This is a genomic window from Methylobacterium sp. ARG-1 (genome assembly GCF_001262595.1).
GTDB lineage: Bacteria > Pseudomonadota > Alphaproteobacteria > Rhizobiales > Beijerinckiaceae > Methylobacterium > Methylobacterium brachiatum.
Genome location: NZ_LHCD01000003.1, coordinates 213122 through 225870, shown reverse-complemented (window position 1 = coordinate 225870; position 12749 = coordinate 213122). Strand labels below are relative to the sequence as shown.

At 70.5% G+C, this 12749-nt stretch carries 13 protein-coding genes; 6 read left to right on the top strand and 7 right to left on the bottom strand.

Annotated elements, in window-relative coordinates; translation table 11 throughout:
• Positions 1-6 precede the first annotated feature (6 nt).
• From AKJ13_RS30215 to AKJ13_RS04760, 3 genes are all read right to left on the bottom strand, one after another.
• Entirely contained in the window at positions 7-207 is a 201-nt protein-coding gene (locus AKJ13_RS30215; RefSeq protein ID WP_082316854.1) for a hypothetical protein, read from the bottom strand.
• Between the two features lie 76 nt (positions 208-283).
• On the bottom strand, positions 284-1624 hold the full coding sequence (locus AKJ13_RS04765) for a sorbosone dehydrogenase family protein (protein ID WP_050732324.1): 1341 nt from the start codon (positions 1622-1624) through the stop codon (positions 284-286).
• Positions 1621-2097 (bottom strand): DUF2231 domain-containing protein, encoded by a 477-nt coding sequence (locus tag AKJ13_RS04760; RefSeq protein WP_050732323.1) that lies wholly within the window; start codon positions 2095-2097, stop codon positions 1621-1623. The genes AKJ13_RS04765 and AKJ13_RS04760 overlap by 4 nt, the downstream gene beginning before the upstream one ends.
• Positions 2098-2372: 275 nt before the next feature.
• Between AKJ13_RS04760 and AKJ13_RS04755 the strand changes: the two genes are divergently transcribed.
• Positions 2373-2609, top strand: a complete 237-nt coding sequence (locus tag AKJ13_RS04755) for a hypothetical protein (RefSeq protein WP_050732322.1) — start codon at positions 2373-2375, stop codon at positions 2607-2609.
• Positions 2610-2753: 144 nt separating this feature from the next.
• On the opposite strand, the gene AKJ13_RS04750 is transcribed toward AKJ13_RS04755, so the two are convergent.
• Entirely contained in the window at positions 2754-3152 is a 399-nt protein-coding gene (locus AKJ13_RS04750) for a PRC-barrel domain-containing protein (RefSeq protein WP_050732499.1), read from the bottom strand.
• 327 nt (positions 3153-3479) lie between these two features.
• Here AKJ13_RS04750 and AKJ13_RS04745 point away from each other — a divergent pair, with 327 nt between their 5' ends.
• Entirely contained in the window at positions 3480-4307 is an 828-nt protein-coding gene (locus AKJ13_RS04745; protein ID WP_050732498.1) for a DMT family transporter, read from the top strand.
• A gap of 9 nt (positions 4308-4316) precedes the next feature.
• On the opposite strand, the gene AKJ13_RS04740 is transcribed toward AKJ13_RS04745, so the two are convergent.
• Positions 4317-5243 (bottom strand): hypothetical protein, encoded by a 927-nt coding sequence (locus AKJ13_RS04740; RefSeq protein ID WP_144426182.1) that lies wholly within the window; start codon positions 5241-5243, stop codon positions 4317-4319.
• Between the two features lie 136 nt (positions 5244-5379).
• Here AKJ13_RS04740 and AKJ13_RS04735 point away from each other — a divergent pair, with 136 nt between their 5' ends.
• The 4 genes from AKJ13_RS04735 (at position 5380) to AKJ13_RS04720 (ending at position 9323) form a co-directional block, all read left to right on the top strand.
• Entirely contained in the window at positions 5380-5943 is a 564-nt protein-coding gene (locus AKJ13_RS04735; RefSeq protein WP_050732320.1) for a nitroreductase, read from the top strand.
• Positions 5944-5970: 27 nt separating this feature from the next.
• Entirely contained in the window at positions 5971-6600 is a 630-nt protein-coding gene (locus AKJ13_RS04730) for a flavin reductase family protein (RefSeq protein ID WP_050732319.1), read from the top strand.
• A 90-nt stretch (positions 6601-6690) separates the two neighbouring features.
• The gene (locus AKJ13_RS04725; protein WP_050732318.1) at positions 6691-7782 is read left to right on the top strand and encodes a lytic transglycosylase; all 1092 of its coding nucleotides are present in this window, start codon (positions 6691-6693) and stop codon (positions 7780-7782) included.
• A complete protein-coding gene (locus tag AKJ13_RS04720; protein WP_050732317.1) occupies positions 7779-9323 on the top strand; it encodes a DUF2336 domain-containing protein in 1545 nt (514 codons plus the stop codon). Before AKJ13_RS04725 ends, AKJ13_RS04720 begins: the two co-directional genes overlap by 4 nt.
• Before the next feature lie 146 nt (positions 9324-9469).
• Here the strand turns inward: AKJ13_RS04720 and AKJ13_RS04715 are convergent, their stop codons facing one another.
• Positions 9470-11326 carry a glycoside hydrolase family 15 protein gene (locus AKJ13_RS04715; protein WP_050732316.1) on the bottom strand — a complete coding sequence of 619 codons (1857 nt, stop codon included), beginning with the start codon at positions 11324-11326 and terminating at the stop codon, positions 9470-9472.
• 118 nt (positions 11327-11444) lie between these two features.
• The gene (locus AKJ13_RS04710) at positions 11445-12689 is read right to left on the bottom strand and encodes an acyl-CoA dehydrogenase family protein (RefSeq protein WP_050732315.1); all 1245 of its coding nucleotides are present in this window, start codon (positions 12687-12689) and stop codon (positions 11445-11447) included.
• Between the last annotated feature and the right edge of the window lie 60 nt (positions 12690-12749).

The window sequence follows — 12749 nt, the reverse complement described above, 5'->3', positions numbered from 1 at the left end:
CGCCAATTACGGTGACGGCGCCCGACCCGACTCCGGGCTCGCCGCCGCATCCTGCGCCTCGCGATCCGGGATCTGATAGCCGCGCTCCCAGATGCGGTGCTCGTCCGAATCTGCCGGATATGGATTGGCCGTGATCGGATCCCCACGATCCCGGGCATGACGTCCTTCGTCACTGATCGCCGTCGGTGAACGGGTCGACTTCGTCATCGTGCAGGCCTCCCGATGTTGGATCCGCGCTGAGTGCAGGGCTCACGAGCGACATGGCGGGCTGCCCCGACCGGGATCATCGAAGGATGGTCGCGGGTGCCGCGTCGGAACGCGCGCTCGACCCAGCCACCCGCCACACCGTGCCGCCGGCATCGTCGGCGATCAGCAGGCCACCCTGGCTGTCGATCGCGACGCCGACCGGCCGGCCCCGCGCCTGCTTGTCGGCATTGACGAAGCCGGTGACCACGTCCTGCGCCTTACCGGCGGGCTTGCCGTTCTCGAACGGGATGTAGACGACCTTGTAGCCGTTCAGCGGATCGCGGTTCCAGCTGCCGTGCTCGCCCACGAAGGCACCGCTGCGGTAAGCCTGCGGCAGGCCGGTGCCCGTCGCGAACGCCATCCCGAGCGGCGCGACGTGCGAGCTCAGCGAGTAGTCCGGCATCAGCGCCTGGGCGACCAGCTCGGGGCGCTGCGGCATGACCCGCGGATCGAGGTTCTTGCCCCAGTAGCTGTACGGCCAGCCGTAGAAGCCGCCATCCTTCACCGAGGTCATGTAATCCGGCACCAGGTCGGGGCCGAGTTCGTCGCGCTCGTTGACCACGCACCAGAGGGTCTTGGTCTGCGGCTCGAAGGTGAGGCCGTTCGGGTTGCGCAGGCCCGTGGCGTAGAGCCGGTGGGCGCCGGTCGCCCGGTCGATCTCCCAGATCGACGCGCGGTCGGTCTCCTCGTCCAGTCCGTTCTCGGTAACGTTGCTGTTTGAGCCGACGCCCGCATACAGCTTGGTCCCGTCCGGGCTCGCGGTCAGGCTCTTGGTCCAATGGTGGTTGATCCGGCCCGCCGGGAGCTCGGTGAGCTTGGTCCCGGGCTCGGCGATCTGGGTCGCGCCGGCCTTGTAGGGGTAGCGCATCACCGCATCCGTGTTGGCGACGTAGAGGTCGTCGCCGACCAGCGCCATGCCGAAGGGCGCGTTCAAGTTCTCGAGCAGGACAGTGCGCAGCTCGGCCACGCCGTCGCCGTCGGCATCGCGCAGCAGGGTGATGCGCTGGCCGGGCTTCTCCGGCGGGTGGGACAGGCCTTCCAGCCAGCCCATGATGATCTCCTTCGGCCGGTTGATCGGCGGGGTCGGGCCGCCGCTCTCCGCGACCAGGATGTCGCCGTTGGGCAGCACCAGCAGCGAGCGCGGGCTCTTGAGGCCGGTCGCGAGGGCTTTCACCTGCAAGCCGGCCGCGACCTGAGGCGTCTCGCCGTCCTTCCAGCCGATTGCTCGCGACACGTGCATCGGCGGCAGCAGGTACTGGTGCAATTCGGGCAGGGGCGGGTTCGGCCCGACCTGGGTCTGCGGATCGATCGGATCCGGTCCGCAGGCGGCCAGCGGCAGCAGGACGGCCGTGGCAAGGGCGTTGCGAATCCGGATCATGCGCGCTCTCCCGGCTGTACGCCGACCCGATGACGATGGATCAACTCCGCGCCGTTCCAGCCGGTCACCAGCAGGATGACGACCACCAGCGCGGACAGGATCAGGCCGGTCGGCACCACGGAGGTGTAGGCATCGCGACTGTGCACGAACGCGTTGACGATCGCGAGGATCAGCGCCAGCGCGTTGCCGGAGGCGTGGATCCAGGCCGGCCGCAGCCGCCGGATGGTCCGATCCCCGAAGAAGTCGATTGCGCCGGCCAGGCCGGCGAAGACCGACGCCACCAGCCCGATGCTCAACAGCCAAGCCGAGAAGTTGGCCCACTGCATGTTGGCCGTCGACCAATAGGCGATGTCGGTGACGAGGGTCCCGACGAAGCAGACGATCGGGATCGGCACAAGCATCGGATGGATGGGATGACCGGCGATGCTAGCGGTCGATCGCGGGTAAGTTTCGGACACAGGAATCCCCGTCATACGATCACATCGTTCATCGACGAGCCTACCGCGGGCCGCAGCAAAGGTTCCGCACCGGGCGCGCCTGCGGCCGTGTGGCGGGCGGTCGGGCCGCTGCGAAGGAGCGGGTTTCGCGCGGCGCCATGGGATGCGTGCGCTCCCGCACCGTCGAAGATTGAAATCTGTGCCGTTTTCTAAAAGGAGCGCTCGGCATCACTATTGCCGAGTCGAAGCAGCATCGCCATTTCTTGTCTCATTCGCGGACAGGCGGCGAAGTGCAGTCCAGGATTGAGCCAATGGCCGCTGCAACAGTAGAGAAGCCGCTCGATGTCGGTGGCCCGATGAGCCGCCGGGCAGCCGCGCTCGCCAACGTCAAATGGTTCCGCGCCCTCGCCTGGCGGGTGCTGCGCGAGGGCGGGCCGCAGGCCGCACTGCGCGCCGCCAACGCCCGGGCGGCGGCCCGTATCATCCTCCGTCAGGCTCGGCGCGACGCGCTCGTCAGCCGCATGGCGCGGGAGGCCCTGCGGGGGTAGGTTTCCACCTGATGCGTCCGGTCTCACAATGACGCACCGGCCAAGCCGTTCTGCGCTGACCTATCTTGTCGAAGAAACAGAAAGCGAGACGGGGCTGCCGTCCGAGGCGATGATCCGGCCCGCAGCAGCCCCGCACGGCAACGATCAGCGCTTAAACTTGCCGTCGTACTTGAACTCCGGGGCGGACTTTAGCTGGTCCTTCGTCGCGCCGATGATCGCCTTCCACTTCTTGGCGTCGGCATCATAGCCCAGGGCGACGGAAGACGGCGAGACGGCGACGTAGCGCTCGCCCATGCCGAGGAAGCCGCCGACGGAGACGATATAGCCGACGAGCTTGTCGTGGACGATCGCCAGATCCTTGATCTCGCCGACGGTGTTGTTCTCGGCGTCGGTGATGTTGAGGCCGATCAGGTTGTAGCTCAGCACCGCGTCCTGCGGCACGCTCTCGAACTTGGGGGCGACGGTCGGGGGCGCGGTGTTGGCCGCGAGGGCGGGCCCGGCCAGGGCGGAAGCGGCGAGGGTGGCGAGGACGAGGCGGCGCATCAAGATCTCCGGCGGCCCGGAATGGGCGCGGGAGAATGGCGTGCCCGGGCCCATCGTTCCGCCGCCTCGCGGAAATGTTAAGGCGCTGAACATGGAACCCACCTGACTCATCCGCGCAGCCACGATTGTACTGCTCAGCAGGCGGGACAGTTCGGCCGTGCAGGCCCGGAACCGTCCCTGGCTTGGCCCTCTCGTCGGACGCAAAGCTCGATCGGTGAGGATCAGGGGACAGGTGTGGTGAAACAAGCGGAGATCTTGGCGACGTCGCCGGAGAACCCGACCGGAGCAGTCGCAATCGGGCGACAGCCGGGCGCCTGGATCGACGGGATGATCGGCGTGGCGATCTTCAGCGCCTCGCTGGTGGCGACCCGTTTGGCGCTGACCGGGATGGATGCGCTGTTCCTCAGCGCGGCACGGGCGGCACTGGCTGGGCTGGCGGGGGCGACCGCGCTGCTGATCCTGCGAGAGGCGTGGCCGCGTCGCGGCGATCTCGGGGCGCTCGCGATCGTGGCCGGCGGCGTCGTGGTCGGCTTCCCGCTCCTGACCGCGCTGGCGCTGCGCACCGTCGGCGCGGCGCACGGCACCGTCTTCGTCGGGTTGCTGCCGCTCTCGACGGCGCTGTTCGGCGCCCTGCGGTCGGGCGAGCGCCCATCGGCGGCGTTCTGGGTCCTGTCGGTGCTGGGCGCCCTCGTGACCGTGGGTTTCGCCGCCCGCGGGCTCGACGGGCCGCCGGGGCCGGGCGACGCCTTCATGCTCGCCGCGATCCTGGTCTGCGGGCTCGGCTATGCCGAGGGCGGGATCCTGGCGCGTCGGCTCGGCGGCTGGCAGGTGATCGCGTGGGCAACCGTGCTGTCGCTGCCGCTCTCCCTGCCGCTGGCGCTGGCCTTGACCCCCGCCCATCTCGAGGCAATCCCGCTCCCGGCCTGGGCCGGCCTGGGCTACGTGGCTCTGTTCAGCATGCTGATCGGTTTCGTGTTCTGGTACCGGGCGCTCGCCCGGGGCGGCATCGCGGCGATCGGGCAGCTCCAGCTCTTGCAGCCGTTCATGGGGCTCGGGGTCGCCGCCCTGGTGCTCGGCGAGCGGATCGAGCCCGCGATGATCGCCGCGGCCCTTCTGGTGGCCGCCTGCGTGGCCCTGGCGCGGCGCCTGGCTTGAGCCCAGCGCTCAGCCGGACTTGGCCACCACCTCGATATCCCGGTCGAGCCCGCTCTCGACCTTGAACTCCCGGGTATAGACCTGCCCGTCATGGCGGGCGATCAGCACGTAGTCGCCCTCAGCCAGGGTCACCTGCGGGAACGCACCGATCGCCTCGCGGATTGTGTCGCCGCCGGGCGTCAGGACCGAGAAGGCGGTGCCCGCATAGGCCTCCGCCCCGGGGGCGGCCACCAGCTTCAGGGTGACGGTGGCGGCGCGGTGGTTAAGCGTCGCCTCCGTGACCTTGCCGTTCTCGACGCGCAGGTCGGCGCGCTGGATCGCGTTGGATTCCCCGTATGTCGAGACCACGTGATACGTGCCCTCGGGCAGCCGCAAGAGTTCGCCGGCCTTGATGCCCGAGCGCACCAACCGGCCCTCGGAATTGGTCCCCACCGGCACGAACACCGAGAACGAGACCTGCGCGGGCGGAATCTTCTGGTCGCCCACGGCGCCCGCGAGTTTCAGGGCGCCGGCCGCCACTCGAAGGGTGTCGGTAGCCGGCTGGCCGCCCATCACGATCCGTTTCGAGGCGCTGGCGAAGCCGTAGGTCACGGTTGCCACGTAGGTGCCGGGGGCGAGGGTGAAGTTCGGCTCGGCCTCGGTCGAGCGGCCGACGATGGACGGCCGGGTCCCGTCGCCGCGATCCTCGTAGATCCGCCAGGCCAGCCCCTGGCGCAGGGGCACCCCGGCGCCGGACAGGAGCGCCGACAGGGACAGCTGCGCCTCCGGCTCGGCCGGCGGCATGCTGGGCGGCAGGCTCGGGCTGGTGATCGACGGGGAGGGCAGGGGATCGCCGAGGCGGTTCTGGAACACGCCCTGTTGCGCGCGCGCGTCCGCCGGCAGGAGATGGGCCGGCAGGAGAATTGCCACCGCCATCGCGGCAAGCCTCGTGCGCATCGGTCGAATCCTCATCATGCCTCGATTCCAGCCCGCCTGTGCCTCCGGACCATGGCGGCGGCAAGGCCGCACGGTCTTCCTTCGGGTGGCGCTGCGTGCCACATCCGGGGCCCGATTTCACAGCGGGACAGGACGCATGACTGCCACCCTCGACCTTCTGAAGACGCGCCGCTCGGTGCCGCCCCTGCTGCTGGACGGCCCGGGGCCGGACCGTGCGCAGCTCGAAACCATCCTGACCGCGGCCTCCCGGGTGCCCGATCACGGCAAGCTGGCGCCCTGGCGCTTTATCGTTATCGCGGAGGCGGCGCGGGAGCGGGTCGGCGAGACCATCGCGGCGACGTTCGCGGCCGATAATCCGGAGGCGAGCCCCGAGCGGCTGGCTCAGGAACGCGGCCGCCTGATGCACGCGCCGATGGTCGTTGCGGTGGTCTCCCGGGTCGGACCGCATGTGAAGATCCCCGAATGGGAGCAACTCCTCTCCGTGGGGGCGGCCACGATGAACCTGGTCATCGCCGCCAACGCGTCGGGCTTCGCCACCGCCTGGCTGACGGAATGGTACGCCTATGACCGCCGCGTGCTGGACGCGCTGGGCCTCGCGCCGACCGAGAAACTCGCGGGATTCGTCCATATCGGCCGGGCGCGCGACGTGCCGTCCGACCGGCCGCGGCCGAGTCTTTCCGAGATCGTGACCTATCTCTGATTGCGATTGGTCTCAGAAGGCGCACCCGTGCATTACGATCTCGAAGCCCCGCGCGAGGCGCGCGCCCTGCCGCACAACCCCCTGAAGGCGATCGTCGCGCCGCGGCCGATCGGCTGGATCAGCGCCATGAGCCGGGAGGGCAAGCTCAACCTCGCGCCCTACTCGTTCTTCAATGCGGTGGCCGACAACATGGTGGCGTTCTCGTCGTCGGGCCGGAAGGACGCGATGACCTTCGCGGAGGAAGGCGCCGAGTTCGTCTGCAGCCTGGCAACCTGGGATCTGCGCGACGGGATGAACGATTCCTCGGCGCCGCTCCCGCGGGGGGAAAGCGAGTTCGCCTTCGCGAAGCTCGAGACCGCCCCCTCCCAGAAGGTGCGCCCGCCGCGGGTGGCAGCCTCGCCGGCCGCCCTCGAATGCCGGTGGCTGCAGACCGTCCCGCTGGTGCCGCTCGGCGGCGGCGAGGCCGAGAACTTCCTGGTCGTCGGGCAAGTGGTCTCGATCTACGTCGATGAGCAATTCGTGTCGGACGGCATGGTCGACACGGCCGCGATGCATCCGATCCTGCGCGGCGGCTATTTCGATTACTTCAGGGCCACCGCGGACAACCGATTCCAGATGCGCCGGCCGAAGGGCGCGGCCGAGTTCACCGGCTCCTGAAAAAGCCTAACCTGGCGCAACTTCGATTGAGGAGTTGTTTACCATAAGCGGCGCAGGTTCCCGGTGTCCTCAGACCCCGTGCGCGCCCGGATGTTCCTGTTCACCACGCCGTCCAGCCCACCGGAAAGCAGCCCGCCCGCGCAAGCGCCGCGGGCGGCCTCCGGCGCGGCCGCGTCCGGCCCGGTGGTCCAGGCGATCCGCGACGGCGCGATGGCGAGCGGGGTCGGCTTCGATTACCTGCTCGCGACGGCCCGGCGGGAATCGGCCCTCGATCCGTCGGCCAAGGCCGGGACCTCCTCGGCCACCGGCCTGTTCCAGTTCATCGAGCAGACCTGGCTCGGCGTGATGAAGAATGCCGGGCCCAAGCTCGGCCTCCAGGCCCAGGCGGACGCGATCACCCGCCAGCCCGACGGCACCTACGCGGTCCCGAATGCCGACCAGCGCCAGGCGATCCTCGACCTGCGGCGCGATCCCAAGATCTCCGCGACGCTCGCCGGCGCCCTGACCCAGCAGAATTCCGACGCCCTCGCCGCAGCGCTGGGGCGCGACCCGACCTCCGGCGACCTCTACGCGGCGCATGTCCTGGGGGCGAAGGGCGCGGCCGCGCTGATCTCCACCGCCCGCGCCTTCCCGGCCCGGGCCGCGGCCCTCGACCTGCCGGACGCCGCCGCCGCCAACCGGGCCCTGTTCTATGATCGCGCCGGCCGGCCGCGCAGTGCGGCCGAGCTCTATGCCAATCTCGCAGCCGCCGCGCAGGGGGCCGCAGCCACCGACCTGACCGCTCTGCGCCAGGAGAGCGCCCCGGTCACGCAGGCGGCAACGGCCTATGCCAGCACCGCCGCGGCGTTCGGCGGGACCTCCGATCTGCGCAGCCTGTTCCAGACCGACCAACGGGGAGCCGCGTCGGATGCGGCGGCGCGCCTGTGGCAGGCCCGCAACGGGGCGCTGCCCGCGCAGCACGCGGCCCCGACCTACTTCCCGCGCTCCGACGCCGACGCGCCGCAGAGCGTGGCCGTCCCCGAGCCGGTCACCACGGGCGCGCTCGCCGAACCGGCGCCGACGCCAGCCGGCCCCGCTCTGGTCAACCCGCCGCTGCCGCCCCGCCGCCCGGCCGATCTCGGCACCGCGGGATCCAGCACCGGCATCAGGACCAGCCTGTTCGCCCCCCGGAGCGGCCCATGATCATCCGCGAGTTCCTGGCCTGGACCCAGAACGCCTCGGCCGGCCGCCGGGCCGAGGCCACAACCGCGCTGGCGCGGGCCTTCCTGTACGGCGACCTCTCCGCCGACGAGGCCTGGGAAGCCAAGACCGCGCTGCTCTCGCTTCTGGACGACCCGTCCCCGGTGGTCCGCCGGGCGCTCGCCGAGACCTGCGCGGCCTCCGCGCGGACGCCCCGGCCGCTGGTGGTGGCCCTCTCCTGCGACGTGCCCGAGGTGGCGCGCCTCGTCCTGGCCCGCTCGCCGGTGCTCACCGATGCGGATCTGGTCGATGCCGCGGCGCTGGGCGACGAGGCCACCCGCACGGTGATCGCGGCGCGCCATCACCTGTCCCACGCGGTCTCGGGGGCGCTGGCCGAGATCGGCGAGCTCGATACCCTGGTTGTGCTGGCCAGGAATCCCACGGCGAAGATCACCGCCGGCCGGATGCTGCGCATGATCGAGCGCCGGGGCGACGAGGCCAGCTTGCGCGAAGCGCTGCTGCGCCGGTCCGACCTGCCGCTGGAGGTGCGCTACACGATCGGCCTGGCGGTCGCGGAGGCCCTGTCGGATTTCGTCACCGCGCGCGGCTGGCTCGGCACCGAGCGCTGCGACCGGATGCGCCGCGAGGCCGGCGAGCGCGTGGCTCTGGACGTATGCGACCAATCCGGCGCCGCCGCGGTTGCGCGCCTGGTGACGCATCTGCGTACGACCCATCAGCTGACCGCCGGCCTGATCCTCCGGGCGGTTCTCTCGGGCCGGACCGACTTCGTACAGGCCGCCCTCGCCGATCTCTCGGGCCAGGATCATGTCGGGATCGCCCGCGCCATGCGGGATCCCCGGTCCTTCGCCGATCTGCATCGCAAATCCGGCCTGCCCGAGGCGCTGCTGCCGGCGATGCAGGCGGCGCTCTCCGCCCGCCAGGCTGCCGGCCCTTCGACCGGCCTGCGCGGCGCCGGCCTGTCGCGCCGGGTGATCGAGTCCGCCATCGACGCCTGCACCGATCTGCCGGCACCCGAGATGCATGCGGTCGTCGCCTTGCTGACCCGCTACGAATCCGAAGCCGCCCGTGACGAGGCCCGCGAGGCCGCCCGCGCCATCGCGGCCGAGGCCCTGGCGCGCGAAGCTGCCCGTCGCGACGCCGCAGCCGCGGATGCCGCCTGGCGCGCCGCCCTGGAGAGCCAGCGCCGCAGCGCGTTCGTCGCGCCGGAAGGCGCCGTCGAGATTGTCGCGACGGCCCCGGTCGAGGCCCCCGCGCCGGCGGCGGTCGAGCCTGTCATCGGCGCGGACGCGAAAGGCGAACCGGCGGGAACGGAACTGCCCAACCCCGTGGGCGCAATCCTGGATGCGCTGCCGGAGCAGATCCTGGCCTGGTACCGCACGGAGCCGAAGGAGGAGGATCCAGAGGTCCAGGCTGCCATGCAGGAAGTTCTCGACGGGCTCGGCGCCGACCTGCTGGACCAGTTCCGCGCCAGCCGCAGCGGTACGGAGAACCGGCCGGACGAGGGCATCAGGATCGCGGCCTGACCGGCGTTGGGAAGCGAGCGCCCGTCTAGACAACGCACCCTGTCACTCCGGGGCCGCGAAGCGGAGCTCGGAAACCGGAAACGCAGGTTTCGCAGAGTTTTGCACTGTCGGCGGATGCGGGGTGACGGACGCGTCCGCGGCGTTTCCTATTCAGCCGCCCGCCGCTCGACGGCATCGACCAAACCAAACCGCTCGATGCTATCCTCCAGCCGCAGGGCCGCGTTGATCAGCGCCATATGGGAAAAGCCTTGGGGCATGTTCCCGCGCTGCTCGCCGCTCGCCGCGTCGATCTCCTCGGCGAACAAGCCGAGATCGTTGCCCCGGGCGATCAGGCGCTCGAACGCATCCTTGGCTTCCCGGGTGCGCCCGTCCAGCGCGAGGCAGCCGACCCGCCAGAACGCGCAGGCCGTGAAAGTGCCCTCGTCACCCTTCAGGCCGTCGTCCATGCGGTAGCGATAGATCAGGTCGCCGTCGCCCAGCTCGCGCTCGATCGCCGCGAGGGTCGAGCGGGTGCGCGGATCGGAGGGGCCCAGCGCGCCGAACAGGGCGACGCGCAGCACGGCCGCGTCAAGGTGATGCGACTCGTAGGCGCCGGTATAGGCCTGCTTCTCCGGATTCCACCCTTTCTCCAGGTACTCCGTCCGGACCTCGGCGGCGATCCGCTCCCATTCGGCGATCTTCTCCTGAGGTACGCCGTCGATGTTGCGGCCGATCCGGGCCGCATCGGTCAGCGCCACCCAGATCATCGCCTTGGTGTGGACCTGGTGGCGCGGCCCGGTGCGCAGCTCCCAGATGCCGTGATCGGCGTCGTGCCGGTGGCGGATCGCCCGGGCGGTGAGGTTGTCGAGCACCTCGGGCAGCCGGTCGTTGACCTTCTCGGGCGGATCGTAATCGACCGCTTCCAGGAACACGCAGAGCGCCCGCAGCAACTCGCCGTAGATGTCGTGCTGGTCCTGGTCCGCGGCGAGGTTGCCGATCACCACCGGGCCGACGCCGTTCCAGCCGGCGAGGTGGTCCAGCACCTGTTCCGCCGGCATGCCGTCACTGATGCCGTACATCAGCTTGGTGTCGCGCCCGTAGGAACCGTCCCGCTCGCGCAGGAAGCGCAGGAATTCGGCAGCCTCCCGGACATAGCCGAGCATCACGAAGGCGGTCACCGTGAAGGCTGCGTCGCGCATCCAGGTGAAGCGGTAATCGTAGTTGCGGTCGCCCGGCACGGCCTCTGGCAGCCCGGCGGTCGCCGCCGCCACGATCCCGCCCGAGGGCGAGTAGGTCAGGAGCTTCAGGCAGAGGGCGGAGCGCATGACCGCGTCCCGGTAGGCGCCACGATAGGTACTGCGGGCGCTCCAGCGGCGCCAGTATTCGATGGTCGTTTCCAGGCGGCGCTGCGCCCCGGCGAAGTCGTCGATGCAGGCGTCCTCGTTATCCTCGCCATGGGTCAGGACGAGATAGGCGGTCTCGCCCTCCGTGAGGCTGAACCGGATTTCGGCCTCATCGCTCACCAGCTCCGGCTGCGGGAACGCGTTGACGCGCAAGCGCCAGTCCTCCGCCTCGAACAGGACGGATCGGCCCTCCAAGATGGGCGTGCAGGCGCGGCGGGCATAGTCGAAGGTCGGGCGCACCACGAACCGGCCCGTCACGTGCCCGCTCTCGCAGGTCAGCAGCCGGATCAGGCGGCTCTCACCCTCGCCGTCCGGACCCTCGTCGGGTTCCGGGCTCGGCGGGTTGACCGGCATGACGTCGATCAGCGTGGCGCGCCCCGTGGCGGTGGTGAAGGTCGTCTCCAGGATGTTGGTGTCGGGCACGTAGCGGCGCGCGGTGCCCTCGAGCGCGTCGAAGGCGAGGCTGCAGGCGCCGCCCTTCTCGTCGTCGAGGAGCTTCAGGAACAGGGCCGGCGAGTCGTGGCGCGGCCAGCACAGCCAGTCGATCGAGCCGTCGCGGGCGATCAGCGCGCAGGAATGGGTGTCGCCGATAAGGGCGTAATCGCTGATGGGCTTCGACACGAGGCTTCCGAATGGCGATTGCGCCCTTGTGCGGCGCAAGACAGAGTCCCGGTGAGGTAGCCGGGTCGGACCGGGCGGGGAGCCCGGCTCGACGATTCGCCGCATGACCGCGCCTGTGTCAGGCGGCGGGACGCGGCAGCATCCGGTCGCTGATGATCCGCCGCTGGATTTCGCTCGTCCCCTCGAAGATCGTCGTGAGGCGCGCGTCGCGCCAGTAGCGCTCGACCCGCCGCTCGGTGGTGTAGCCGTTGCCGCCGTGGAGCTGCATCGCCTGGTTGGTGACGCGCACGGCCATCTCGGTGGCCAGGAGCTTCACCATCGCGGATTCGCTCTCGGCCGCTTCGCCCCGGTCGAGAAGGTGCGCGACCTGATGCCAGAACGCCCGCGCCTGGGCGACTTCGGCGGCCATGTCGGCCAGCGCGAAGCGCAGGGCCTGGAAATCGCCGATCGGGTGGCCGAACTGGACCCGTTCCTGCAGGTAGGCTTGCGTGTCTTCGACAGCCGCCTGCGCCACGCCGACGGCCCGGGCCGCCGTGTGGACCCGGGCGATGTTGAGCCCGCGTTGGACCGAGGCGAAGCCGCCGGAATCCGCGTCCGCCCCCTGGTCGCCGTAGAGCCCGGTGAGCCGGTCGCTCTCGGGCACGCGCACGCCGTCGAGAGCGAGCTCGAAGGTCTCGAAGCCGTGATAGCCGATCTTGTCGATCACCCGGCCGGTCATGCCGGGCGGGAAGCTGTCCCGGTCCTTCACCACGAGGAACGGTTCCAAGCCGGCGGAGCGCGACTCGCCGGGTTCCGGATCGCGGGTGCGGGCCAGGACTTCGACGAAGTCGGCGCCCTTGGCAAAGCCCGCCCAGCGCTTCGTGCCGGTGAGCACCCAGGTATCGCCGTCCCGGACCGCGCGGGTCTGCACGCCGGCGAGGTCGGAGCCGGCATTGGGTTCGGACAGGGAGATCGAGCCGATCCAGGCGCCCCGGGCCGAGCGCCGCAGCAGCTCGGCCCGGCGTTCCGGATCGAGGGTCTGGGTGCCGAGACCCTGGCCGCGGGCCAGGATGCTGCCGACCGACAGCCAGGACCGGGCCAGCTCCTCGGAGACGAGGCAATATTCGAACACCCCGAGGCCGAGGCCGCCCTGCGCCTCCGGGATCGTGATGCCGAACCAGCCCTTCGCGGCCATGGCGTCGATGAGCGATCGGGGCATCTCGGCCTTCTGGCGATCGAGCGCGTCGGCCAGCGGCAGGACCGTCTCGGACGCGAAGGCGCGGGCATCGGCCTGGAGCGCGGCGCGGGCGGGCGAGTGCCACGGGGAGGCCAGTTCCGGCGGCTTCGGCGCGATCGGATCCGGTTTGGCCGCCTTCGTGATCATGGTCTCTCCGGAAATCCAGTCGCCGCCACAGGTATGGCTGAGCTGGAAACACGCGCTTAC

Coding starts and splice junctions, on each gene's coding strand:
- AKJ13_RS30215 (WP_082316854.1), bottom strand. CDS start 207: ATGACGAAGTCGACCCGTTCACCGACGGCGATCAGTGACGAAGGACGT.
- AKJ13_RS04765 (WP_050732324.1), bottom strand. CDS start 1,624: ATGATCCGGATTCGCAACGCCCTTGCCACGGCCGTCCTGCTGCCGCTG.
- AKJ13_RS04760 (WP_050732323.1), bottom strand. CDS start 2,097: ATGACGGGGATTCCTGTGTCCGAAACTTACCCGCGATCGACCGCTAGC.
- AKJ13_RS04755 (WP_050732322.1), top strand. CDS start 2,373: ATGGCCGCTGCAACAGTAGAGAAGCCGCTCGATGTCGGTGGCCCGATG.
- AKJ13_RS04750 (WP_050732499.1), bottom strand. CDS start 3,152: ATGCGCCGCCTCGTCCTCGCCACCCTCGCCGCTTCCGCCCTGGCCGGG.
- AKJ13_RS04745 (WP_050732498.1), top strand. CDS start 3,480: ATGATCGGCGTGGCGATCTTCAGCGCCTCGCTGGTGGCGACCCGTTTG.
- AKJ13_RS04740 (WP_144426182.1), bottom strand. CDS start 5,243: ATGCGCACGAGGCTTGCCGCGATGGCGGTGGCAATTCTCCTGCCGGCC.
- AKJ13_RS04735 (WP_050732320.1), top strand. CDS start 5,380: ATGACTGCCACCCTCGACCTTCTGAAGACGCGCCGCTCGGTGCCGCCC.
- AKJ13_RS04725 (WP_050732318.1), top strand. CDS start 6,691: ATGTTCCTGTTCACCACGCCGTCCAGCCCACCGGAAAGCAGCCCGCCC.
- AKJ13_RS04720 (WP_050732317.1), top strand. CDS start 7,779: ATGATCATCCGCGAGTTCCTGGCCTGGACCCAGAACGCCTCGGCCGGC.
- AKJ13_RS04710 (WP_050732315.1), bottom strand. CDS start 12,689: ATGATCACGAAGGCGGCCAAACCGGATCCGATCGCGCCGAAGCCGCCG.